The sequence below is a fragment of the Microbacterium sp. genome (assembly GCF_047606685.1).
In the GTDB taxonomy this organism is placed as follows: Bacteria; Actinomycetota; Actinomycetes; order Actinomycetales; family Microbacteriaceae; genus Microbacterium.
Map to the genome: position 1 here is coordinate 32,481 of NZ_JASGEC010000102.1, position 22,140 is coordinate 54,620.

The 22,140-nt window shown below is 71.8% G+C and carries 19 protein-coding genes and 1 pseudogene; 6 read left to right on the plus strand and 14 right to left on the minus strand.

Annotation, left to right across the window (positions count from 1 at the left end):
• The first annotated feature begins 11 nt into the window (after nucleotides 1-11).
• Genes rfbA through rfbD form a run of 3 tightly spaced genes read left to right on the plus strand, consistent with a single transcriptional unit; the run spans nucleotide 12 to nucleotide 3,302 of the window.
• Complete coding sequence (gene rfbA, locus QM611_RS12345; RefSeq protein WP_415080217.1) at nucleotides 12-884, plus strand: glucose-1-phosphate thymidylyltransferase RfbA; 873 nt, start codon at nucleotides 12-14, stop codon at nucleotides 882-884.
• The gene (gene rfbB, locus QM611_RS12350) at nucleotides 881-1,879 is read left to right on the plus strand and encodes a dTDP-glucose 4,6-dehydratase (protein ID WP_415080218.1); all 999 of its coding nucleotides are present in this window, start codon (nucleotides 881-883) and stop codon (nucleotides 1,877-1,879) included. The genes rfbA and rfbB overlap by 4 nt, the downstream gene beginning before the upstream one ends.
• Nucleotides 1,880-1,904: 25 nt before the next feature.
• Nucleotides 1,905-3,302 carry a dTDP-4-dehydrorhamnose reductase gene (rfbD, locus tag QM611_RS12355; RefSeq protein ID WP_415080219.1) on the plus strand — a complete coding sequence of 466 codons (1,398 nt, stop codon included), beginning with the start codon at nucleotides 1,905-1,907 and terminating at the stop codon, nucleotides 3,300-3,302.
• A 1-nt stretch (nucleotide 3,303) separates the two neighbouring features.
• On the opposite strand, the gene QM611_RS12360 is transcribed toward rfbD, so the two are convergent.
• From QM611_RS12360 to QM611_RS12380, 5 genes are all read right to left on the minus strand, one after another.
• Nucleotides 3,304-4,704, minus strand: a complete 1,401-nt coding sequence (locus tag QM611_RS12360) for a polysaccharide pyruvyl transferase family protein (protein ID WP_415080220.1) — start codon at nucleotides 4,702-4,704, stop codon at nucleotides 3,304-3,306.
• Between the two features lie 2 nt (nucleotides 4,705-4,706).
• Entirely contained in the window at nucleotides 4,707-5,456 is a 750-nt protein-coding gene (locus QM611_RS12365; protein WP_415080221.1) for an ABC transporter ATP-binding protein, read from the minus strand.
• Entirely contained in the window at nucleotides 5,456-6,340 is an 885-nt protein-coding gene (locus QM611_RS12370) for an ABC transporter permease (protein WP_415080222.1), read from the minus strand. The genes QM611_RS12365 and QM611_RS12370 overlap by 1 nt, the downstream gene beginning before the upstream one ends.
• 93 nt (nucleotides 6,341-6,433) lie before the next feature.
• Complete coding sequence (locus QM611_RS12375) at nucleotides 6,434-8,182, minus strand: SH3 domain-containing protein (RefSeq protein ID WP_415080223.1); 1,749 nt, start codon at nucleotides 8,180-8,182, stop codon at nucleotides 6,434-6,436.
• Between the two features lie 77 nt (nucleotides 8,183-8,259).
• Nucleotides 8,260-9,405, minus strand: a complete 1,146-nt coding sequence (locus QM611_RS12380) for a glycosyltransferase (protein ID WP_415080224.1) — start codon at nucleotides 9,403-9,405, stop codon at nucleotides 8,260-8,262.
• Nucleotides 9,406-9,571: 166 nt separating this feature from the next.
• On the opposite strand from QM611_RS12380, the gene QM611_RS12385 reads away from it, so the two are divergent.
• Nucleotides 9,572-11,332, plus strand: a complete 1,761-nt coding sequence (locus QM611_RS12385; protein WP_415080225.1) for a DUF4012 domain-containing protein — start codon at nucleotides 9,572-9,574, stop codon at nucleotides 11,330-11,332.
• Nucleotides 11,333-11,339: 7 nt separating this feature from the next.
• Here QM611_RS12385 and QM611_RS12390 read toward each other — a convergent pair whose 3' ends face one another.
• From QM611_RS12390 to QM611_RS12410, 5 genes are all read right to left on the minus strand, one after another.
• On the minus strand, nucleotides 11,340-12,770 hold the full coding sequence (locus tag QM611_RS12390; RefSeq protein ID WP_415080226.1) for an LCP family protein: 1,431 nt from the start codon (nucleotides 12,768-12,770) through the stop codon (nucleotides 11,340-11,342).
• Nucleotides 12,767-13,234, minus strand: coding sequence for a 5-(carboxyamino)imidazole ribonucleotide mutase (purE, locus tag QM611_RS12395; RefSeq protein WP_415080235.1), 468 nt, complete (start codon nucleotides 13,232-13,234; stop codon nucleotides 12,767-12,769). The genes QM611_RS12390 and purE overlap by 4 nt, the downstream gene beginning before the upstream one ends.
• A gap of 107 nt (nucleotides 13,235-13,341) precedes the next feature.
• The gene (locus QM611_RS12400) at nucleotides 13,342-14,478 is read right to left on the minus strand and encodes a 5-(carboxyamino)imidazole ribonucleotide synthase (protein ID WP_415080227.1); all 1,137 of its coding nucleotides are present in this window, start codon (nucleotides 14,476-14,478) and stop codon (nucleotides 13,342-13,344) included.
• 60 nt (nucleotides 14,479-14,538) lie between these two features.
• Nucleotides 14,539-15,102 carry a PH domain-containing protein gene (locus QM611_RS12405; protein ID WP_415080228.1) on the minus strand — a complete coding sequence of 188 codons (564 nt, stop codon included), beginning with the start codon at nucleotides 15,100-15,102 and terminating at the stop codon, nucleotides 14,539-14,541.
• Nucleotides 15,103-15,429: 327 nt separating this feature from the next.
• The gene (locus QM611_RS12410) at nucleotides 15,430-16,212 is read right to left on the minus strand and encodes a biotin--[acetyl-CoA-carboxylase] ligase (protein WP_415080229.1); all 783 of its coding nucleotides are present in this window, start codon (nucleotides 16,210-16,212) and stop codon (nucleotides 15,430-15,432) included.
• Between the two features lie 180 nt (nucleotides 16,213-16,392).
• On the opposite strand from QM611_RS12410, the gene QM611_RS12415 reads away from it, so the two are divergent.
• Nucleotides 16,393-17,982 (plus strand): acyl-CoA carboxylase subunit beta, encoded by a 1,590-nt coding sequence (locus QM611_RS12415; RefSeq protein WP_415080230.1) that lies wholly within the window; start codon nucleotides 16,393-16,395, stop codon nucleotides 17,980-17,982.
• The gene (locus QM611_RS12420) at nucleotides 17,979-18,215 is read left to right on the plus strand and encodes an acyl-CoA carboxylase subunit epsilon (protein WP_415080231.1); all 237 of its coding nucleotides are present in this window, start codon (nucleotides 17,979-17,981) and stop codon (nucleotides 18,213-18,215) included. Before QM611_RS12415 ends, QM611_RS12420 begins: the two co-directional genes overlap by 4 nt.
• A 199-nt stretch (nucleotides 18,216-18,414) precedes the next feature.
• Here QM611_RS12420 and QM611_RS12425 read toward each other — a convergent pair whose 3' ends face one another.
• The 4 genes and pseudogenes from QM611_RS12425 to QM611_RS12440 form a co-directional block, all read right to left on the minus strand.
• Complete coding sequence (locus QM611_RS12425; RefSeq protein WP_415080232.1) at nucleotides 18,415-19,479, minus strand: hypothetical protein; 1,065 nt, start codon at nucleotides 19,477-19,479, stop codon at nucleotides 18,415-18,417.
• Nucleotides 19,479-20,729 (minus strand): ATP-binding protein, encoded by a 1,251-nt coding sequence (locus tag QM611_RS12430; protein WP_415080233.1) that lies wholly within the window; start codon nucleotides 20,727-20,729, stop codon nucleotides 19,479-19,481. The genes QM611_RS12425 and QM611_RS12430 overlap by 1 nt, the downstream gene beginning before the upstream one ends.
• Nucleotides 20,719-21,384 (minus strand): response regulator, encoded by a 666-nt coding sequence (locus QM611_RS12435; RefSeq protein ID WP_415080234.1) that lies wholly within the window; start codon nucleotides 21,382-21,384, stop codon nucleotides 20,719-20,721. Before QM611_RS12435 ends, QM611_RS12430 begins: the two co-directional genes overlap by 11 nt.
• Before the next feature lie 49 nt (nucleotides 21,385-21,433).
• Nucleotides 21,434-22,140 (minus strand): annotated as a pseudogene (locus tag QM611_RS12440) (class I SAM-dependent RNA methyltransferase); the annotation flags it as partial.

The window sequence follows — 22,140 nt, forward strand, 5'->3', positions numbered from 1 at the left end:
CCATGGACTGCGTGAGGGGCATCATTTTGGCGGGGGGTTCGGGGTCGCGGTTGTATCCGGTGACCCGTGGGGTGTCGAAGCAGTTGGTGCCGGTGTTTGACAAGCCGATGGTGTATTACCCGTTGTCGACGCTGATGTTGGCGGGGATCCGGGACATTTTGGTGGTCACGACTCCGCATGACGCGGCGCAGTTCGAGCGGTTGTTGGGCGACGGGTCGCAGTTCGGGGTGTCGTTCTCGTTCGCGGTGCAGCCGTCTCCGGGCGGCCTGGCGCAGGCGTTCACGATCGGGGCGGGCTTCATCGGGGGCGAGAAGGTGGCGCTGGTGCTGGGCGACAATTTGTTGTACGGGCCGGGGTTGGGGTCGCAGTTGAAGCGGTTCGCGGATGTGGACGGCGGGGCGGTGTTCGCGTACTGGGTGGCGGAGCCGGGCGCGTACGGGGTGGTGGAGTTCGACGGGTCGGGGCGGGCGGTGTCGTTGGAGGAGAAGCCGGTGGCGCCTCGGAGCAATTACGCGGTGCCGGGGTTGTATTTCTACGACAACGAGGTGGTGGAGATCGCGCGGGGTTTGTCGCCGAGCGCGCGGGGGGAGTTGGAGATCACGGATGTGAACCGGGCGTACCTGGACCGGGGGAGGCTGCGGGTGGAGGTGCTGCCGCGGGGGACGGCGTGGCTGGACACGGGCACGTTCGACCAGATGACGGACGCGGCGGAGTATGTGCGGACGATCCAGCGGCGGACGGGGCTGTCGATCGGGGTGCCGGAGGAGGTGGGCTGGCGGCAGGGGTTCCTCACGGACGACGAATTGCGGGAGCGGGCGGAGCCGTTGGTGAAGTCGGGGTACGGCCGGTACCTGCTGGACGTGTTGGAGCGGGGGCGCGGATGACGCGGCTGCTGGTGACCGGCGGGGCGGGGTTCATCGGGTCGAACTTCACCCGCCATGTCGTGGCGCACACGGACTGGCATGTGACGGTGCTGGACAAGCTGACGTACGCAGGCAATTTGGCGTCGCTGGCGGGGCTCCCGGAGGGCCGGGTGGAGTTCGTGCGGGGGGATGTCGGGGACGCGGAGCTGGTGGACGGGCTGTTCGCGCGGGTGGACGCGGTGGCGCATTTCGCGGCGGAGTCGCACAACGACAACTCGCTGCACGATCCTCGCCCGTTCCTGGACACGAACCTGGCCGGCACGTACACGCTGCTCGAGGCCGCCCGCAAGCATGATCGCCGGTTCCACCATGTCTCGACGGACGAGGTGTACGGGGATTTGGAGCTGGACGACCCGGCCCGGTTCACCGAGTCCACCCCGTACAACCCGTCGTCGCCGTACTCGGCGACCAAGGCGGGCAGCGACATGCTGGTGCGGGCGTGGGCGCGGTCGTTCGGGGTGCGGGCGACGATCTCGAACTGCTCGAACAACTACGGCCCGTTCCAGCATGTGGAGAAGTTCATCCCCCGGCAGGTCACGAACATCATCCGCGGCATCCGGCCGCGCCTGTACGGGGCGGGGCAGAACGTGCGGGACTGGATCCACGCCGACGACCACTCCTCCGCCGTGCTCGCGGTCCTCGACCGCGGCCGGATCGGGGAGACGTACCTGGTCGGCGCGGACGGCGAGAAGTCCAACAAGGAGGTCGTCGAGCTCGTCCTGCGGCTGATGGGCCAGCCGGCCGGCGCGTACGACCACGTGGCCGACCGGGCAGGCCACGACCTGCGGTACGCGATCGACTCCGCGAAGCTGCGCGCCGAGCTGGGCTGGCAGCCCCGCTACCGCGACTTCGAGGCCGGCCTTGCCGACACGATCGACTGGTACCGGGCCAACGAGCACTGGTGGGCGCCCGCCAAAGACGCCACAGAGGCCTTCTACGCGGGCAAGGGGCAATGATGGGCCCGGACGGAACACGGCGACCATGACGGAGTTCGGCAAGCCGCTGACGGCGCGCGGGACGGGCATCCCGGGGCTGGTGGTGTGGGAGCTGCCGGTGCACGGCGACAGCCGCGGCTGGTTCAAGGAGAACTGGCAGCGGGAGAAGATGGCAGCCGCCGGCCTTCCCGACTTCGCCCCCGTGCAGCACAACGTCTCGTTCAACGACGCGGCCGGCACCACCCGCGGCATCCACGCCGAGCCGTGGGACAAATGGGTCTCCGTCGCGGCCGGGCGGGTGTTCGGCGCGTGGGTCGACCTGCGAGAGGGCCCCGGGTTCGGGGCCGTGCACACGGCCGTGCTCGACCCGTCCCGCGCCGTGTTCGTGCCCCGCGGGGTCGGCAACGCCTACCAGACCCTCGAGCCCGGCACCGCCTACACCTACCTCGTCAACGACCACTGGACCCCTCACGCCGCGTACACGTTCCTCAACCTCGCCGACGAGACCGCCGGCATTCCCTGGCCCATCCCCCTGGACAACGCCGAGCTCTCCGACAAAGACCGCGCCCACCCCCGGCTCGCCGACGTGGCCCCCGTCCCCCCGCGCAAAACCCTCGTCCTCGGCGCGAACGGCCAACTCGGCCGCGCCCTGCGCGCCGAACTCGGCAACCCCCCGCACATCGAGCACGCCACCCGCGCCGACCTCGACCTCGCCCACCCCGCCCTGGGCGCCGCCCGCCGCTGGCGCGACTACGACACCATCGTCAACGCCGCCGCCCACACCGCCGTCGACCACGCCGAAACCCCCCAAGGACGCACCGACGCCTGGGCCGCCAACGCCACCGCCGTCACCGCCCTGGCCCGCATCGCCGCCGACAACGGCATCACCCTCGTCCACATCTCCACCGACTACGTCTTCGACGGCACCCTGGACCGCCCCTACACCGAAACCGACCCCCTCAACCCCCTCAGCGTCTACGGGCAGACCAAAGCCGCCGGCGACACCGCCGCCGCCACCGCCCCCAAGCACTACATCGTCCGCACCTCCTGGGTCACCGGCGACGGCCCCAACTTCGTCCGCACCATGCGCTCGCTCGCCGAGCGCGGCATCAACCCCCGCGTCGTCAACGACCAAACCGGCAGACTCACCTTCGCCGACGACCTCGCCCGCGGCATCCACCACCTCCTACGCACCCGCCCCCCCTACGGCGTCTACAACCTCACCAGCAACGGCGACCCCACATCATGGGCAGACATCGCCCGCACCGTGTTCGAACTCACCGGCCACAACCCCGACCGCGTCACACCCGTCACCACCGACGAATACTTCGCCGGCGCCACCGGCCCCATCGCCCCACGCCCCCGCAACAGCACCCTCGACACCGCCAAAATCACCGCCACCGGATACACACCCCGAACCACACTCGCCGACTACCTGCGCTGACTCATCCGCTACGCAGGAGTGCCCGCACCCGCCGCACGACCCGGCCCGCGCGCCGCCGCAGGCGACGCGCCAGGCCCGGCTTCGCGGTGAGAGCAGGCTTCGCGGCCGGCGCGGGCGCCTGCGCGGCCTTGCGCGCGGCATCCGCCCGCGCCAGCTCGATCGTCAGCCGCGACCACTGCTCGTTGCGCACGCCGATGATCGCCTCGGCGCGATCGGGCGGCGGGCCTGACGCGGCCCACTCGCGCACGTGCTCGACCGCCGACAGGGCGTTCTCGTGTGCTCTCTTGCCCAGATCGGCGCCGCGGTCGTCGGCGGGCAGTTCCAGCGCACGCGACGCTGCGGCATCCATTCCCCCGTGGTCGATTCCCCAGGGCATCTCGTCGTCCCACGTGCGGGCGTAGTCGTCGACCTTGGGTCGGGCGAAGCTGACCCTCGGCACGCCGTAGGCGCACGAGATGATCCTGCCGTGCAGCGAGCTGCCGATCCACAGCTTCGCGCTGGCGATCTCGTCGACCCGCGCCCACGGGTCGGTGGTGCGACTGATCTCGATGCGACGAGCGGGGTCGGCCTCCCGCACGAGATCGCGCACCCGCTCGTACACCTCGAACGAGTCGTGGCCCGGCGCGGTGCCGGCGGTGAACAGCCGCACCGGGTGCTCGCGCAGCACCGGACTGTCAATGATCGCTCGGGCGAAGCCGTCGACGCCATACCCGCGCACGTGCGCGGCCGACGCCTGGAGCAGCACGTAGTCGCCGCGAACGCGATCGGGCAGCGGGCGCGTGACCGCGATCGAGTGCACGAGGTCGGGCTCCAGCCGGTGCTCGATGCCCTCGTCGCGCAGCGCCTCGCTCGAGCGCTGGTCGCGCACCGCGATGCGCGTCGCCTCCCGCAAGACGCCGAGCACGCCCGCCTTGCGTACGGGGGGCAGGCCGCGGACGCCCGCGAGGCCGACCGAGTTCACGACCACCGCGGCGTTCACGTTCGGCGCGTACGCGCTCGCGCGCGGCAGGTACGGGGACTCGACGGGCACGGCGCCCTGCTCTGCCGCGAGAATGGCGCGGCGCTCGTCCGGCGTCTTCGCCACGAAGTCCCGGTGGGCGTCGTCGCCGTGCTTGGTGCGGTACGCGTAGTCGATGCCCACACCGCCCACCTCGCCGCCGACGGTCCACACGGCGTCGAAGCGCTCCGACTCCAAGAGCGGCCCGTAGGCGGGGACGTGGATGCCGATCAACTCGGTCATGTCGGACGAGAACGGGGCAGCGAACACGACATCGGCGCCGTCGAGGTACTGTGCCGTGATGAGCTGGAACAGCAGATCGCCGAAGTTGTCGCGCTCGTAGGCGCCCACGCACAGGATGCGCGGCACTCGCGCAAGCCCGTCGGCAGGACCGCCTTCTCTCACCGCTACTTCTTTCCGTCCAGCACGGCGATCGCGTCATGGATGGGGCCGTCGAAGACCACTTGGCCCTTGCGGATGACGATGCCGCGCGAGCACAGCCGCTTGACCTGGCGCCTGCTGTGGCTGACGACCATCATCGTGACGCCGCGTTGGGCGAGCTCCGCGAGCTTCTCGTTGCACTTGGCGCGGAAGGGCGCGTCACCGACGGCGAGCACCTCGTCGACGAGGAGGACATCGAGCTCGACGTGGATGGCGACGCTGAACGCCAGCCGCATGAACATGCCCGACGAGTACCGCTTGACCTCTTGGTCGATGAACTCGCCGATCTCGCTGAAGGCGAGGATCTCGTCAAAGCGCGCCTTCGTCTCCCGCTCGCTCATTCCGAGGATCGCCGCGTTGAGGTAGACGTTCTCCCGCCCGGTGAGCTCGGGGTGGAATCCGGCTCCGACCTCGATCAAGCCCGCCACGCGGCCGCGGGTGAGCACCGTGCCCTCGTCCGGTTCGAGCACGCCGGAGACGAGCTTGAGCGTGGTCGACTTGCCCGAGCCGTTCAAGCCCATCACCGCCACGGACTCGCCCTCGTTGATCGTGAACGAGACGTCTTTGAGCGCCTGGAACTGCTGCGAGCGCACGGGCCGGCGCCGGACCCAGTTGATCAGCGCGTCCTTCAACGAGCGCGAACTGCGCTGATTGAACCACTTCGACACGTTTTCGACGACGATGCGAGGCTGCGTGGAGACGGTGGGTGTGGGCATCACAGATCCTGGGCGAACGTGCGCTCGAGGCGCCGGAAGACGAGTTGGCCGAGCACGATCGACAGGAGCGTCACGCCGAGCGCGCACGCCGTGTGCAGCCCCATCTCGGGGGGCCATCCGATGCGCTGGTCAGGGTGGGCCACCGCCATCACCGGGTCCCAGAACGCGTGGTGGAAGAACTCGACCGCGATGGTGACCGGATTGCTCATGTAGAGGTAGTACAGCCACGGGATGTTCTCGGCCACGGCCGAGACCATCACCCACGTGTACAGGATCGGCGACGACCACGTGGAGACCGTGCGGACCACCTCGACGATGTTGGTGGCGTCGCGGAAGCGCACGTTGATGGCGGCGAAGAACAGTCCGATCCCCAGCACGAACAACAGCACGAGCAGGATGCCGCCGAGCACCAGTCCGACCGAGGCGAACGACGGCGCCCAGCCGAAGAGGAACACGCACACGGCCAGCAGGATCACCAACTGCGGCAGGAAATGCGTGAAAGCGCCCACGATCGACGCGATCGGGAAGAGCTCGCGCGGGAGGTAGATCTTGCGCACCAGCGCCCGGTTCTCCACGATCGACCGAGTGGCGGCGCCGAAAGCCTCGTTGAAGAGATTGACCACCACGACGCCGCTGAACAGGTAGAGCGGGAACAGCTCCACGCGTCTGCCCATGCCCAGGATGTGCCCCACGACCAGGTAGTAGACGAGGAACTGGATGGTCGGGCGCACGTACGACCAGAACCATCCGAGCATCGAGTTCCGATACCGCAGCGACGTGCTCTTGCCGATGAGCAGTCGCAGGAGGTAGTGGTAGCGGAAGACGTCGAGGAGTCCGCGGCCGCGCCCGGGCGTGTCGAAGGCGCTTCGGTCGATTGCTGTCACGTGATGAGTCCTTGGGGGCGACGGGTCGGGGCCCCGCAGGCCACCCGCAATCCTAACGGACCTCGGCCTGGGAACGGCCCCGACGCCCGGAGCTCACCGAATGTAGTTTTTGTGGACCCAGCCCGTGCGGCTGCCCACCAGGACTTTGCGCCACTTCCCGTGCACGGCGAGCACCGCCACCTTCACGCCTTTGGCGAGCACCGCCTTCGACTTCGTGGAGGTGGAGGGGCCGGTGCGCAGGTTCACCGCCGAGACCACCTTCAGCACCGTGGCGCGTTTGATGGACGACGTCTTGATCCACATGCTCTTGCCGCCGACCGTGACGCGCGTGTAGGTCTTGTACACCCCGGTGCGCTTCAACGCGGTGCCGTACGTGATCTTCTGGGCGCCCGTGGAGCACTTCGCGGTGGGCGCGGTGCGGGCAACGGGCAGCTTCACCGCCCGGATGTAGGTGCCGCTGGCCGCCGTCACGCCCGATGTCGGCACGGTGCACGTCTTGGACACGACCCGCAGATAGTCGCTGTGCGACCACAACTGCTTGCCCCCCACCTCCAGCCGCCACCACACGCCGTAGGTCGCGGTGCGCTTGTACTTGGCGCCGTCTTTCAGCAGCACAGCCCCCGTCCCGCACGCGACGGCGGGCGCCTTGCGGGCGTTGAGCCCGTCGAGGGATGCGGGCAGCGTCACCTTCACCGTGCCGGACGCTTTCCCGATGCTCGCCGAGGAAGGCACCGCGCACGCGTTGCCGGGCCCGGCCGCCGCGCTGCCTTTCGGCTTGAGGTACTCGGTGGCGACCCATCGCGTGCCCTTGGAGGTCTTGATCCGGGTCCACATGCCGTAGCGCCCGGTCACCGTCACCTTCGTGCCCTTGGGCACCGTGTAGACGCCGGAGTCGCAGGTCTGGGTGGGCGCCTTTCGCACATTCAGCGCCGTGTACGTCGTGGTTGCCGTGCCGCTGACGCGGGTCACGTCGGCAGTCGGCGGCTTCTTGCAGGAGGACACCTTGGCCGGCGCGCCCGTCGACGACGAGGCGCCCTTGGCAAACCACTTCACGTAGTAGTTGTAGAAGTTGCGGTTTCCGTACGACGAGCACTTGTCGCCTGTGCCGTACCCGGCCGCCAGAGCGGCGATGTTCGGCCGGTACGGCGTGTAGATGTAGAGGTTCGCGGTCGCTTGGTTCTGGATGTACACCTTCGAGGTTCCGCACGAGCTGTTCGGATGCCACTTGATCGTGTTCACGCGCCCCGCGCGGTAGTTGAACAAGGTCGGGTTCTTCGTGTACACCTGCAGCTGGCGGGCCCCGCCGTACACCTGGGTGAAAAAGCCGAGGGATGCTGTGGAGCACCCGGTCGTGTCGGGGCAGTTGTAGCCCATCGCCGCGCTGTAACGCGCCTTGGTCGGCGCCGTGCTGGTGACCAGGCCCTGCTCCTTCTCCAGCATCACGATGATCACCTTGGGGTTGATGCCGCACGCCTTGCCCACGCGCGCGATCATCGTCGCCGCGGAGACCTTCTTGGCGGCCTTGATGGCCTTGCAGTACTTGTCTTTCTTCTTGGCCGCCATGTTCGCCTTGTACGACTTGAGGCACGTGCGCCCCGACGCGCACGTGGGGACCCGCTTTTTCAGGAAGCTCCTGATCTGCGACGCGGACATCGCGTCCCCGTCGAAGAACTCGTCGTCGCTGATGATGAAGCCGCCCTCCAGAATCGAGCCGGGCAGGTCGGCGGCCTCCGACTTCTGCGGCGGCGCAGCGAGCACGAGCATCGCGGCAGCGAGCATCGCTGCCAACAGCAAGGCGGTCCATCGGGGGGTTCGTGCGGCGGACGCTCCGGTGTGAGGCATGGTGACCATTGTGACTGACGTGACTGGTGTTTACCACCCTTCGCGAAGAATCGACGTATTTTCGCGCGCCCGGCGTGTCACAGGTCCGCGTGCAGCTGCCACACCCGTTCGGCCGCCTCGCGCCACGAGAACGCCCGAGCTCGGTCGGTCGCGAGCACGCGCAGCCGGGCCGCGGCCTGGGTGTCGCCGGTCGCCGTCTGCACGGCCGCGCCGAGCTCCTCGGCGTCCACCTCGGCGTCTGGCCGGCCGACGACCAGACCCCCGTCGAAGACCACCTCCGCGTGCACGTCGGATGCCGCTGCCACCACCGGAACACCCAGCTCGAGCGCCTCGAGCACCCGCCACGGGAAGGCGGACTGCCGCGCGGGCGCGACGAATGCCCGGGCGCCGCCGGTCACGGCCGCACGGTCGCCGCGCTCCCGCCCGTCGCGCACGTGCACGCGGCGTTCGGGGATGCCGGCCGCGGCCGCGGCATCCGCCACCGCCGGCTCGTCGCCCTCGCCCGCTCCGAGCACGACGACGTGCAGATCGGGATCGGCGCGCAGGGCGTGCGCCACGGCCGACAGGCCGAGCGACAGGCCCGCGGACGGCGCCAGGGACGCCGAGACGACGGCATAGTCGGGGGGCAGCCCCAGCGCCTCCCGCCGTGCGGGCGCGTCGGGCGGGCTGGCGAATCCGACGGCCGGGGCCCCGGCGACCACGCGCACCCGCTCGCCCAGCTGTGCCCGGTCGGCGAGCCGAACCGCCATCGCGTGCGTCGGGACGACCACCGCGTCGGCGTGCCGGACGGCCCGCTTGAGCATGGCCCGCTGCCAGGCCACGGCGGGCCGGGGCAGCTCGTCCGGCGACTCCCAGGCGGAGAGGTCCCACAGCGTCACGACCGTCTGGTCGTGATCGTGCACACGATCGTGACGCGCCAGCGGCGCGAACAGCGTCGGCGAGTGGATCATGCCGCCGCCGACGCCGGGCACCGCCCCCAGCTGCCACGCGGCGGCCAGCTCGCGGCGGGGCAGCACCGCGCGATGAACGTCTGCGAGCCCGGCCACGTCGCGACCGAGCTGCTCGAGCTGGTCGGGAGGGCAGGAGGGCACGATGCCGGCGACCTCGCATCCCGGCGGCGTGGCCGCGACCAGGCCCCGCGCCAGCGACATCGACGCGGCGGCGAGATCGTCGTCGGTCGGCGCGACCAGCTGGTCCAGCACCACACGCAGAGCGACCGTCATCCTTCGACCCTACGCGGTCGCCCCGCATTGCCGTGTTTACCCGGGTCAGGCGATTCCGCGCACGCAGGGCGTTTCCCGGCAGATCGCCCTGACCACGCCGGATCAGGACATTTCGGAGAGCCACGATCGGAGGCGCCGGCAACCGCGGTCGTGCGAAGATGCTCTCGTGAGCGACGAGGTTTCCGGCGCCCGCCGTCGCGCCTGGATCGGCTGGACGGTCTTCGGTGTGGCCGTCGTGGTGCTGTTCGTCGCCGCGTGGGTCGCAGTCCGCGCGATCGGGGCGGGAATCGCGCTGGCGGCGGCGGAGAAAGACATCGCCGACGTGCGGACGTCTCTGGCCGCGGGCCTGCCCGACGATGCCGCCGCAGCCGCGCGCAGAGTGGAGGCGGATGTCGCGAACGCCCGCGCGCTGACGGCCGACCCGGTGTGGGGCATGGCCGAAGGCACGCCGTGGCTCGGCGGCAGCCTGCGCGCGGCCCGGCAGATCAGCGAGATCGCCGACGACCTCGCGAAAGCCGGACTTCCGCCGCTGATCGAGGCGTCCCGCGGCCTCGACCTCGCCACCCTCGGCGTCGATGACGGCCACATCGACCTCGCGCCGCTCGACGCGGTCGCAACGAGTCTGGCCGACGCCGATGCGGCGTTCGACGCCGCCCGCCGCCGGCTGCGTGACATCGACACGGCTCGCGCTATCCCGCCCCTCGGCGGCGCCGTCGACGACCTCGTCCACGAGGTCGACGCGGGCTCGGCGGCGGCGAGACGGCTTGCCGCCGCAGCCGACCTCGCGCCGGTGATGCTCGGCGGAGGCGCCTCGCGCACTTACCTGCTCGTGGTCCAAGACAACGGGCAGCTGCGCTCGTCGGGGGGCGCGCCGCGCATTCTCGGACTCATCCGCGCGAAGGACGGCACGGTCTCCCTCACCACGCTGGTCAGCAGCGCCGCGCTGCCGGCCGCGGACAAGCCGGTCGCGAAGCTGCCGGCGGCCGTCCGCGCGCTGTTCGGCCAGGCCCCGGCCCGCCGCATCCGCGACGCGCTCAGCGCCCCCGACTTCGCGACCGGCGCGAGGTTGGCCGCCGCCGAGTGGAAGAAGGCGCGGGGCGGCCGGGTGCACGGCGTCGTCGCGATCGACACGGTGGCACTCGCGCGCCTGCTCGAGGCGACCGGCTCCATCACGGTCGGAGGCGTCGAGCTGACTGCCGAGAACGCGGCGGGCTACCTGTCCGGCGGGCTCTACGAGGCAAGGCCGAAGCGCTCGACGTCGGACGCGTTCTTGCGCTCGGCGACCTCGCGCGTGTTCGCGAGGCTCACCGGCGACTCGGTCGACGCGCGCGACATGCTGGCCGCGCTCGTGGCCGCGGACGAAGACGGCAGAGTGCGCCTGTGGAGCGCCGACTCCGACCTCCAAAAGCGCATCGCGACGACGACGCTGGCAGGCGCGCTGCCCGGCGACGACGCGAAGACGGCGCACGTCGGCGTGCTCGCGAACGACACGACCGGCGGCAGGATCGACTCGTTCGCCCGCGCCGCCGTCACCGTGCACACAGGCGTGTGCGACGGCCGCGCGACCGCGCGGGTCACCGTGGACTGGAGCAACCGGGTGACCGCGGACGCCGCGGCATCCCTTCCTGCCCTCGTCACCGGGCGCGCCCTGCCGGCGGGCACGATGGGCACGCGCGTCGCGCTGCTCGGGCCGGAAGGATGGCGCATCGCCTCCGGCTCGGCCACCGGGGAAGTGGCGGCCGAGGCCACCACCGAGCACGGCGAGCGGCCGGTCGTCCAGTACGAGCTGCGCACGCCGCCAGGCGGTGCGCAGAGCATCACCGTCGACTTCGTCGCGGCCGGCGACGCCCTTCCCACCGTGGACGCGCACGTGACGCCGATGGCGGAGCCCGCCGCTGTCGAGCACGGCGAGCTCGCCTGCGGCTGACGCCGCGCTACGGCGTCGGCGACGGGGACGGCGGGTGGAGCGCCTCGTCGACGAGCTCCCGCACGAAGGCGACGTCGGGGTTGTCGGGGTCGACGCCGCCCTCCGGGGTGAGCTCGATCCTCGTGATCTTGTGCTTCTTCGACTCCACGGCGAGCTGCGCCAGATACGGCAGCATCGACTGCGGGATGTCGGTCTGCACCAAGTGCTCGCCGGCGGCGGCCACCTCCTGGAAGCGGGCAAGCACGTTCTCGGGGGTGAACTGCTTGAGAATCGCCGCCTGCAGCTGGCGCTGCCGCTTCATGCGGTCCCAGTCGCTCGTGGTGTAGCGCGAGCGGGCGTACCACTGGGCGGTCTCGCCGTCCATGTGCTGCCTGCCCTTCTCGATCCACCCTTTCACTCCGCTGAGCGACCCGTCGGCGTTCTTGCTGAGCGCGCCCATGGGCAGGCGCTCTTTGACGGTGATGTCGACGCCGCCGAGCGCGTCAACCAGGGCGGCGAAACCGTGCATGTCGATGAGCACGTAGTACGGCACGGCGATGCCGAGGTAGCCGGCCGCGGCATCCTTCATCGCCTCGATCCCCGGGGTCGATCCTTGCTCTTCGGCGTCGGGATACAGCTCCGTCCCGTCGCGCAGCACCTCGACCTCGGTGAAGATCTCGTTGAGCCCGCAGTGCGCGGTCTGGCACTCGCTGCCCTGGTAGCCGTCGGGGAAGAGGTCGTTCATCGGGCCCTCGGCGAACGGCACGCCGACGGTGTCGCGCGGCAGCCCGATGATGGTGACCGCGCCGGAAGTGGCGTTGACGGAGACCACCGAGATGCTGTCGGGGCGCATCGAGTCGCGGCCCTTGTCGGGGTCGGCGCCGAGCAACAGGATGTTGTAGTAGCCGTCGGTGGGCTCCACCGGCGGGCCGCCGGCGCCGAAGATCGAGCCCAGCGTGTCGCGCGCCACGCCGGAGACGTGCGCCGCGTACAGCGCACTGCCGCTCGTGGCCACCATGAGCGCGCACGCCAGCATTGCCACGCCGATGCGGGCCAGCGGGCGCAGCTTCACGAGGCGCACCAGCCGCAGCGTGTCGAACGCCAGCACGACCCAGAGCACCGCGTACCCGATGAGCAGCACTTGCGCGGCGGTGAGGGCGAACCAGTTCGTCGCGAGCGTGTACAGCACCGGCCGCCACAGCAGCGACGCGGCGACGGCGAGCGCCACCCCCACCCACAGCGCGAGGGTGGCGCCGAGCGCGAAGCGCCCCAGCCGGCGGTTGCCGGCCAGTATCTGCGCCGAGCCGGGAACGAGCAGGTTCATGCCGACCAGCCACCACGCGCGGCGGCCCATCACGGCACTCGAGGCGGTGTCGGGGTTGCGCAGCGGCAGCGCCTCGATCGCCGGCGCGCGCCGACGCGACGCGGCCGACTCGCGCGGCGGAGTGAGCACGCTCACAGCGACTCCTTCAATCGCGCGTTCTTGTCCTCGACCTGCCGCTCCAACTCCCGCGCGTAGGCCTCGACGCGGTCGGCGAGCGCCGCGTCAGAGGCCGCGAGGATCCGCACCGCGAGCAGGCCCGCGTTGCGCGCGCCGCCGATCGACACCGTGGCGACCGGGATGCCCGCGGGCATCTGCACGATGCTCAGCAGCGAGTCCAGGCCGTCGAGCGTTGCCAGCGGCACGGGAACGCCGATGACCGGCAGGGGCGTGACCGAGGCGAGCATGCCGGGCAGGTGCGCGGCGCCGCCCGCGCCGGCGATGACCGCTTTCAGGCCGCGCCCGCGCGCGGTGCGCCCGTACGCCACGAGCTTGTCGGGGGTGCGGTGCGCCGAGACCACCTCGACTTCGTGCGCGACACCGAAGTCAGTCAGCAGCTGCGACGCGTCGCTCATCACCCGCCAGTCGGAGTCGGATCCCATCACGACGCCGACGACGGGCGCGTCAGAGGAGTGCAGCGGCCGGGTCACGCGTCAAGGCTAGGCCGCACGCCTGCGAGAACCCCGTAACGGCGCGCCCGCCGGGGAGCTCAGCCGAGGAAGAGGGATGCCGCGGCCCGCGCTTGGTACGCGATGTCGTCGAGGTCGTCGCCGGCGACCGTCACATGGCCGACCTTGCGTCCTGGACGCGGGGCCTTGCCGTACAAGTGCGCTTTCGCGGAGGGATGCGCCGCGAGCGCGGCGGGCAGTCGATCCTCGAGGCTGTCTTGGTCGGGGCCGCCGAGGATGTTCACCATCACCGCCCAGTCCTCGCGCGGCGACGGGTCGCCCAACGGCAGATCGAGCACCGCGCGCAGGTGCTGCTCGAACTGGCCGGTGACCGCTGCGTCCTGCGTCCAGTGCCCGCTGTTGTGCGGCCGCATGGCGAGCTCGTTGACGAGCAGCCGCTCGTCGACGGTCTCGAACAGCTCGACCGCGAAGGCTCCCGCGACCCCGAGCCCCGCGGCGATGTCGGCGCCGATGCGGGCGGCGATCTCGACCAGGCGCTCGCTCGCCTGCGGCGCCGGGGCGATCACCTCGGCGCACACGCCGTCTCGCTGCACCGTCTCGACGACGGGCCAGGCCACGATCCCGCCGCTCGGCCGACGGGCCACCTGCTGCGCGAGCTCGCGGCGGAAGTCGACCAGCTCCTCGGCGAGCAGCTGTCCGCCGTGCGCGTCCTCGGCGAGCGCCGCGAACCAGTCGTCGGCCTCGGTCGCCGCCGACACCACCCGCACGCCCTTGCCGTCGTACCCGCCGCGCGGCGTCTTGACGACAGCCCGGCCGCCGTGCGCGTCGAGGAACTCCTGCAGCTGTGCCGCGCTGGCCACGGCCGCCCAGTCGGGCTGCGGCATCCCGACCTCCTGCAGCTTCGCGCGCATGCGCAGCTTGTCTTGCGCGTACTGCAGGGCGTCGGGGCCAGGACGCACGTGGACGCCGGCATCCACGAGCGCGCGCAAGACCTGCTGCGGAACGTGCTCGTGGTCGAACGTGACCACGTCGACCTCGCGCGCGAACGCGAGCACGGTCGCGGCGTCGCGGTAGTCGCCGACGGACGTCGCAGCCAGCCGCGCCGCCATCCCCGGCTCCTCGGCGAGCACGCGCAGCTCCACTCCGAGCTCGACCGCCGGCGCGATCATCATCCGCGCCAGTTGGCCTGCACCGACAACGCCGACTCGCAACCCCATGCTGTTCCTTTCCGTGGTGCCGCACCCATCTTCCCCCACCGCGCGCCGAGCAGCGCAGGGTCAGGAGGCCGGCAGCGGCGGAGGCGGCGGAATCGCCTGCGAGTCGCGGTGGGCCATGATCTGGCTCACCTCGACCTGGTCGACCAGCGCCTCGTGCACGAGCACGGCGCTGGGCACGTCGACGAGGCGCAACGGCGCCTCCACGCCGTTGTCGAGCGTGAGCGTGCCGCATCCCCACAGGCGCTGCAGCGGCCCCCGCCGCATCGAGATCTGGTAACCGCGCGCGTGCGGCATCTCGCGCGAGTGGCGCGCGAAGACCCCCCACCGCGCGATCACCCGGCGCGTGGTCACGGTGTAGCCGCGCGAGCTCCACACCACGAACGGCACGACCACGAGCAGCAGCACGACCGCCGCGGCGGCGGCCAGCAGCATCCAGTCCTCGAACGGCGCCGGGAGGTTGCCGTGGAAGTAGCCCGTGGCCGCGGCGACGGCGACGAGCAGCAGCGCCGACCAGAACAGCCGCCGCGCGCTGCCGCGGAATCGCGCGATGAGCGCCTCGGGCGGCGCGGGCGCGCCCGGCGGGGGCGTCATCGGCCGCCCCCCGTACGTCATCGGCTGCGTCACGGTTCCATTGTGCCCCGCGGCGCCGACACGCCGGCGCGCCACCCCGCGCGGTTCCGGGTCCGGCGCCTCGAGCTCGACTCCCCGCTTCCCCGCCCCATCCCCGCTGTCCACCGCCTCCTCCCCAAGGTGGCGCTTCGCGCCGCATCCCTCGCCCCGATCCGGCGCCGCGCGCCACTTCGAGCTTCTGCGCGCCGCGCTCCAACCCCGGAAGGTGGCGCTTCGTGTCGTGTCAGGACGGAGGATGCGGCGCGACGCGACACTTCGAGCTCCTGCGCGCCGAGCTCCTGCGCGCCGCGCTCCTGCGCGCCGAGCTGCAGCGCCGGCGCGTCAGCGCACGTGCACGACGTCGCCGGCGGAGACCGCCGTCACGGCTCCGTCGGCGACGACCAGCAGGCGGCCGGACGCGTCCAGTCCCTCGGCCCGTCCGCGCAGGGTGTCGCCGCCGGGCAGCGACACCGCGACATCCCGCCCCAGCGTCACGCACAGCCGCTGCAGCTCGGCCCGCAGTCCTGACGCGTCCGCGTCGCCGCGCGCGTCCGCCAGCGCGTCGAGGCGGTCCCGCAGCCCGGCGAGGTAGTCGGCCACCAGTGCGTCGTCGTCGGCCTCGGCGCCGAGCGCGGCGAAGGAGGTCGCGGTCGGCACCGGCAGGTCGACTGGCGCCATCCGCGTGTTGACGCCGCTGCCGACGACGACCGCATGCGGCTCGCCCGGAACGCCCTCGGCCAGGATGCCGCAGATCTTGAGCCCTGCCACGAGCACGTCGTTGGGCCACTTCACGCCCGTGCCCGGCACCTGCCGCGCGATCGCGCACGTCATCGCCGCACCGGCTGCCAGCGGGATCCAGCCGCGCGACTCCGGCGGCACGAGCGGCACCCGCACGAGCACCGACACCGCGAGCGCCGCGCCGGGAGCGGCCGTCCACGTGCGGCCGAGGCGGCCGCGCCCCGAGGTCTGCGACGTCGTCAGCAGCACGGACAGGTGCGGCCACTCCGCTGGCGCGGACGACACCGCCGCGACGAGGTCGGCGTTGGTCGAGCCGGCGCGCTCGCGCGGCTCCAGCCTCGGGCTGAGCGCGGCGGCGCGCGGATACGAGGCGGCGGGCACCGGCATCCCCTCACCCTACGTCGGCCCGCGTCGTCCGTGTGCCGCGTTCTGCGCCCGGGGCCCGCGGATCGCGGCAACTGGACGCCCGCGCCCGTCGCCGTGCGGTGGGATGCCGACAGCAGACGCGCGAACCCCTTGTGCCCACCCGCCAAAGCCTCGGGAGACCTCGGCGCTAGGGTGGAACGCGTGACCGATCAGCCCGACTTCTCCACCACGGCCGGCAAGATCGCCGACTTGCGCGCACGGTACGCGGAAGCCGTCGTGGACGCCGAGAAGGCGTCCCAGCACAAGCAGCACGCGAAGGGCAAGCTCACCGCCCGCGAGCGGCTCGAACTGCTCACCGACCCCGGCACGTTCGTCGAGTTCGACGAGTATGTGCGGCACCGCACGACCGCTTTCGGCATGGACCGCTCGCGCCCGTACGGCGACTCTGTCGTCACCGGTGTCGGCACGATCCACGGCCGCACCGTCGCCGTCTACGCGCAGGACTTCACGACGTTCGGCGGCTCGCTCGGCGAGGTCGCCGGCGAGAAGATCATCAAGATCATGGAGCTCGCGATGCGGGGCGGAATGCCGTGCATCGGCCTGCTCGACTCGGGCGGCGCGCGCATCCAGGAGGGCGTGGTCGCGCTCGGCAAGTACGGCGAGATCTTCCGCCTCAACACCGCGGCGTCCGGTGTGATCCCGCAGATCTCGATCATCATGGGGCCTGCCGCCGGCGGGGCCGTGTACTCCCCCGCGCTCACCGACTTCGTCGTGATGGTCGACAAGACGAGCCAGATGTTCGTGACCGGCCCCGATGTCATCAAGACCGTCACGGGCGAAGACGTCGGGATGGAAGAGCTCGGCGGCGCGCACACCCACAACACGCGCTCCGGCGTCGCGCACTACCTCGCCGAGGACGAGGACGACGCGATCGACTACGTCCGCACGCTGGTCGGCTTCCTGCCGGACAACAACATGTCCGAGGTCCCCGTCTACGAGACGGCGTTCGAGTGGGAGACGACCGACGCCGACCGCGTGCTGAACACGGTCATCCCCGACTCGCCCAACCAGCCGTACGACATCCACACCGTGATCCGCCACATCGTCGATGGCGAGGAGTTCCTCGAGGTGCAGCCGCTGTTCGCGCCGAACATCGTGATCGGCTTCGGCCGCGTGGAGGGCCGCACCGTGGGCATCATCGCCAACCAGCCCTCGCAGATGGCGGGCACTTTGAACATCGAGGCGGGCGAGAAGGCGAGCAGGTTCGTGCGCTTCTGCGACGCGTTCTCGATACCGATCCTCACGCTCGTCGACGTTCCCGGCTACCTCCCCGGCACCGACCAGGAGTGGACCGGCGTCATCCGGCGCGGCGCGAAGCTGCTGTACGCGTACGCGGAGGCGACGGTGCCGCTGGTGACCGTCATCCTGCGCAAGGCCTACGGCGGCGCGTACATCGTGATGGGCTCGAAACAGCTCGGCGCCGACATCAACCTCGCATGGCCGACCGCCGAGATCGCGGTGATGGGCGGGCAGGGCGCCGTGAACATCCTCTTCCGCGGCGAGATCAAGAAGGCCGAGGAGGCCGGGGAGGATGTCGCGGCGGTGCGCACGCGCCTGGCGAACGAGTACACCTACAACGTCGCCTCGCCGTTCCTGGCGGCCGAGCGCGGCGAGCTGGACAGCATCATCGAGCCGGCGCAGACCCGCGTCGCGGTCGCGAAGGCGCTGCGGGCGCTGCGCGGCAAGCGATCGAGCATGCCGCCGAAGAAGCACGGCAACATCCCGCTATGACCGGAGACGACGAGGGCCCGGATGGCGGCGAGCTCGCGGTCGAGGTGCGCCGAGGCAGCCCGACGCCCGAGGAGCTGGCGGCGCTCATCGCCGTCGTGAGCGAGGCGTACGCGAGCGAGGTCGCGGCCGCGGTCGCCGAAGACGAGCCGCCGCCGTCGCCGTGGCGCCGGTCGCAGCGCGCTCCGCACCAGCGGTTGCGGCGCGATGTGGCGTGGGGGCGCTTCGCAGGCTGACGCAATCCTGTGTGTTGGCTTTGTCCCCCGAAATACCTACAGACAGCCGCCGCAGGCTCACGCATACTGGACAAGCTGGAACGCATTCGCGTTCGGTTGGCCTGCGCCGATAACGGGCCGGGCTCAGCCGCGCGGGACGGTTTTCGGGTAACCGTTCCCGCCACGGGCGAGGGGCGGGCGGCTTCGCCGCCCCTCGCCTTCACCTCTCCGGAGCCGCCGCGTTCGGGCGCGGGATCTCGCGCCACAGGTCCACGCTGTCGTCGTCGGACAGCGTGCCGGTCGCCTCTTCGCGGCCGACGACGGTCACCGCGACACTGTCGTGCGGAGCCGTGCGGATGTACAGCCGGCGTGAGGTCGAGCCGCGGATCGTGTCGGCCAGTTCCGCCCGGATGACCCGCAGCGCGTCCGCGTCGAGGTCGTCCAAGCCGCCCTCGTCGAGCATCGTCACCGTGGCGCCGCGGCGGCGGGCCGCCTCCAGCGCCGCGCGCACGTCGTCGTCGAGCAGCCGCGGGCCGCGCAGCTCGTCGCGGAGGCGGCCCTCGGCCAGTCGAGCGGACGCACGGCCCTCCTCGTCGAGGTGCCCACCCGAGCGCACCACACGGGTCAGCACGGGCCCCGCCAGCGCCAGCGCCCGTTGCACCTGCACGCGGCGCTCGCGCTGGCGCCCCGCCTGCGACGCCTGCCACGCCGACGCGGCCTGCTGCAGCTCGGCGAGGCGCTCGGTGTCGCTGACCGCGCGATCGATCGCGTACACGAGGAGCTGGGCGGCCGTCACCCACATGAGCGAGCCGACCAGGCCCAGCGCGAGGGCGAGCAACAGCCCGATCCACGCCGAGCACGCGGCCGTCAGGAGCACCATGCCAGCCCATGCGAACCACGGCCGGCGGCGCACCATGACGATGGTCATGAGGGCGCCGATGCCGCCGATGTACCACGTGGCGAACGGCTCGGCGCGAACAGACTCGCCGACGCCGAGGGCAATGCCCGTGGGCACGACTGCCGCCACGAACAGCGCGGCGATCGCCGCGCCCAGCGGCAGCCGGGAGGCCGGCGTGGCGTGCACCGGCTGCTCCACGCGCGCCGAGCGCGCCTCGCCCGGGCGCTGCACCAGCAGGCACACCCAGGTGCCGGCGACATAGACGGCGAGGGTGGCGATGATGATCAGCGGCGACTCGACGGAGCCGAGGCCGAGCAGGCCCCGCACGCCGAGATAGGCCGTGAACGCGACCGCGAGCCCGATGAGCACGTTCCGCACGCTGAGCATCAGGCCGAGGCCTCCCAGGTGAGGACCACCGTGGTGCCCGCGGGCCCGGGCTCGACCACGGCCTGCCCGCCGACGGCGTCCATGCGGGCGATGATCGAGCCGCGGATGCCGAGCCGGTCGGGCGGGATGGAGCCGAGGTCGAACCCGGGCCCGCGGTCGCGCACCGCCACCGACAGGCCGGTCTCGCCCTCGCGGGCGAGAGACACCTGCAAGCCCTTCGCGTCCGCGTGCTGCACGCTGTTCGCGACGGCCTGGGCCGCCGCGAGCACGAGGGCGTGCGCGACGCGGCCGGGGATGGCGGGCGTCCCCGCGGCGTCTTCGCGGCGAACGCGGATGACCACGCCCAGGTCGCTGGCGACCCGCTCGATCTCGTTGGCGATGCCGGCGACGGTCACCGGGGCGTCCGAGCCCTCCTCCGCCGTCGAGTCGGCGTTGGCGAGCCGGGTGAGCGCCTCCCGGGCCATCTGCACGGCGAGGTGGCGCTCGCGCGGGCTCTCGGTGCGCGACGCGGCGATGAGCGCGGCCAGCACGGAGTCGTGCATGAGCCCGGCCACCGCGACGCGCTCCGACTCGGCGGCGGCGGCCGCCGCTGCCGCCGAGTACGACGAGACCGCGCGGGCGCGCGTCTCGTCGACGTTCACCGCGATCGCGCGGTACAGCCAGCCGAGGGTGACCAGGACGCCGCCGAGGATGAGGGTGAACGACACGTCGAGCACCACGTTGACGCGAAGGGGCGGCGCGAAGCCGCCCTGGATCAGGCGTGCGATCCCGAACATCAGCGGAATGAGCACCGCCCACGCGATCTGCAGGGTGAGCGGGAACGCCAGCACCGCGGCCGCCGTGCCGACGTTGACGAGGTAGAACACCCACGGCTCGATGTGCGCCGGCAAGGTGGACTGCGTCGTCGCGATCGGCCACACCATGAGGATCAGCGCGTAAATGACCGCGAAGGCGCCGGCGAACCACACCACGGCCCGGCCGATCGCGCACGCGATGATCATGGCCGCCAGCGGCACGAACGTCGCGACGATGAGCGTCGTCGACCAGCCCTCCGGCACCCCCGACTCGGCGGTCAGGGCGGCGACGAACGCCTGCGCGCCAAGCACGAGGCATCCGAATCCGACCGAGAAGTCGATGATCCGCTCGATGCGCGTGCGCGTGAACGAGCCGAGGCTCTCGGTCGCCTCCCGTGTCTGCGGGATGCGCCCCCACGCGTCGCCGAGCACCGCACGCGCGGCGTCAGTCGGCATCGCGGCCGTCCGTGCCCGGTTCGAGGATGCCGTCCTCCATCGCGCGCCGCAGCAGGTCGACCTTGGTCGGGGCGGGGCGGCCCACCTCGACGTACTTCATGCGCACGCGCGTGATGTTCTCCTTCGCTGTCGAGTAGGCCACGCCCAGGCGGTCGGCGACGACCTTCAGCGGGAGCCCGGCGGCGTAGAGCCGCAACACCTCGCGCTCGCGTGCGGACAACTGCGCGTCAGCGAACTCGCGGTCGCCCTCGACCGCGCTGGCCCACTCGACGTTGTTGAGCAGCTCGCCACGGGCGACCGTGCGGATCGCAGCGATCACCTCGTCGATCGACGACGACTTGCTCACGACGCCTGCCGCGCCGGCGGCCAGCGCCTCGCGCACGGCGGCCGGGCGGTCGGCCACACTGTGGATGATGACGCTGGAGCCGTCGCGCACGAGGCGCCCGACGTTCTCGGTGACTGTCGTCCCGTCGCCGAGCGTGAGGTCGAGCACGACGACGTCGGCGGGGCTCGCGCCGGCGCGGGCGCGCCACGACAGGTACTCGGTCACGGTGCTGCCGGAGAAGACCACGTCTTTCGTGCTGGCACGCTGGCAGGCGGCCTCGAGTCCGAGTCGCACGGACTCGTGGTCGTCGATGAGCGCGACATTCGTCACACGTCAAGGCTAGGGCACGCCCCACCGCGGCGCCGTGTGCGCGAGCGGATCAGGGCGCGTCGCGCACGAGCAGCGCGACGGCCTCGAGGTGGTGGGAGTTCGGGAACAGGTCGACGGCGTCGATGGAGCGCGGCTGGTAGCCCGCGGCGCGGAACGCGGCGAGGTCGCGCGCGAGGGCGACGGGGTCGCATGCGACGTACACGACGGCGGCTGGCTGGAGCGCGGCGATCGCCGACGACACGGCCGCGCCCGCGCCCGAGCGCGGCGGGTCGAGCACGACCACGCCGCGCCGCAGCCGCTCGCGATCGGCCCGGGTCGCCCTCTCTGGCAGGGCGGCGAGCCAGCGGTCCACGCGAGCGGTCTCGGCGCGGGCGCCGGCCCACTCTGCCAGGTTCTCGCGGGCGTGGGCGGTGGCACGCGGGTCGGACTCGACGGAGGTCACCCGCGTGGACGGGCCGCCCAGCTCGCCGAGCGCCGCCGCGAACAGGCCCACGCCCCCGTACAGGTCGAGATGCCAGGCATCCGGGTCGACGGCCGCGGTCTGCCCGTGCGGCGCGACCGCCCGCACGCGCTCGACGACCAGCCCGGCGAGCGTGTCCGCCGCGAGGCGGTGCACCTGCCAGAAGCCGCCCGCGGCGACACGGAAATCGCGGCCGCGCGCCCGCTCGACCACGACCTCGCGCGCCGCGTCGTCCCGTGGCCGGCGCGCACGGCCGGATCGCCGCGCGTCCGGCCGGGGCAGCACGCGCACGCGGC

Excerpts from the sequence above, each read along its gene's own strand:
- rfbB (WP_415080218.1), top strand. The coding sequence starts at position 881 with ATGACGCGGCTGCTGGTGACCGGCGGGGCGGGGTTCATCGGGTCGAAC.
- rfbD (WP_415080219.1), top strand. The coding sequence starts at position 1,905 with ATGACGGAGTTCGGCAAGCCGCTGACGGCGCGCGGGACGGGCATCCCG.
- QM611_RS12365 (WP_415080221.1), bottom strand. The coding sequence starts at position 5,456 with ATGCCCACACCCACCGTCTCCACGCAGCCTCGCATCGTCGTCGAAAAC.
- QM611_RS12375 (WP_415080223.1), bottom strand. The coding sequence starts at position 8,182 with ATGCCTCACACCGGAGCGTCCGCCGCACGAACCCCCCGATGGACCGCC.
- QM611_RS12380 (WP_415080224.1), bottom strand. The coding sequence starts at position 9,405 with ATGACGGTCGCTCTGCGTGTGGTGCTGGACCAGCTGGTCGCGCCGACC.
- purE (WP_415080235.1), bottom strand. The coding sequence starts at position 13,234 with ATGGGATCCGACTCCGACTGGCGGGTGATGAGCGACGCGTCGCAGCTG.
- QM611_RS12400 (WP_415080227.1), bottom strand. The coding sequence starts at position 14,478 with ATGGGGTTGCGAGTCGGCGTTGTCGGTGCAGGCCAACTGGCGCGGATG.
- QM611_RS12410 (WP_415080229.1), bottom strand. The coding sequence starts at position 16,212 with ATGCCGGTGCCCGCCGCCTCGTATCCGCGCGCCGCCGCGCTCAGCCCG.
- QM611_RS12420 (WP_415080231.1), top strand. The coding sequence starts at position 17,979 with ATGACCGGAGACGACGAGGGCCCGGATGGCGGCGAGCTCGCGGTCGAG.
- QM611_RS12425 (WP_415080232.1), bottom strand. The coding sequence starts at position 19,479 with ATGCTCAGCGTGCGGAACGTGCTCATCGGGCTCGCGGTCGCGTTCACG.
- QM611_RS12430 (WP_415080233.1), bottom strand. The coding sequence starts at position 20,729 with ATGCCGACTGACGCCGCGCGTGCGGTGCTCGGCGACGCGTGGGGGCGC.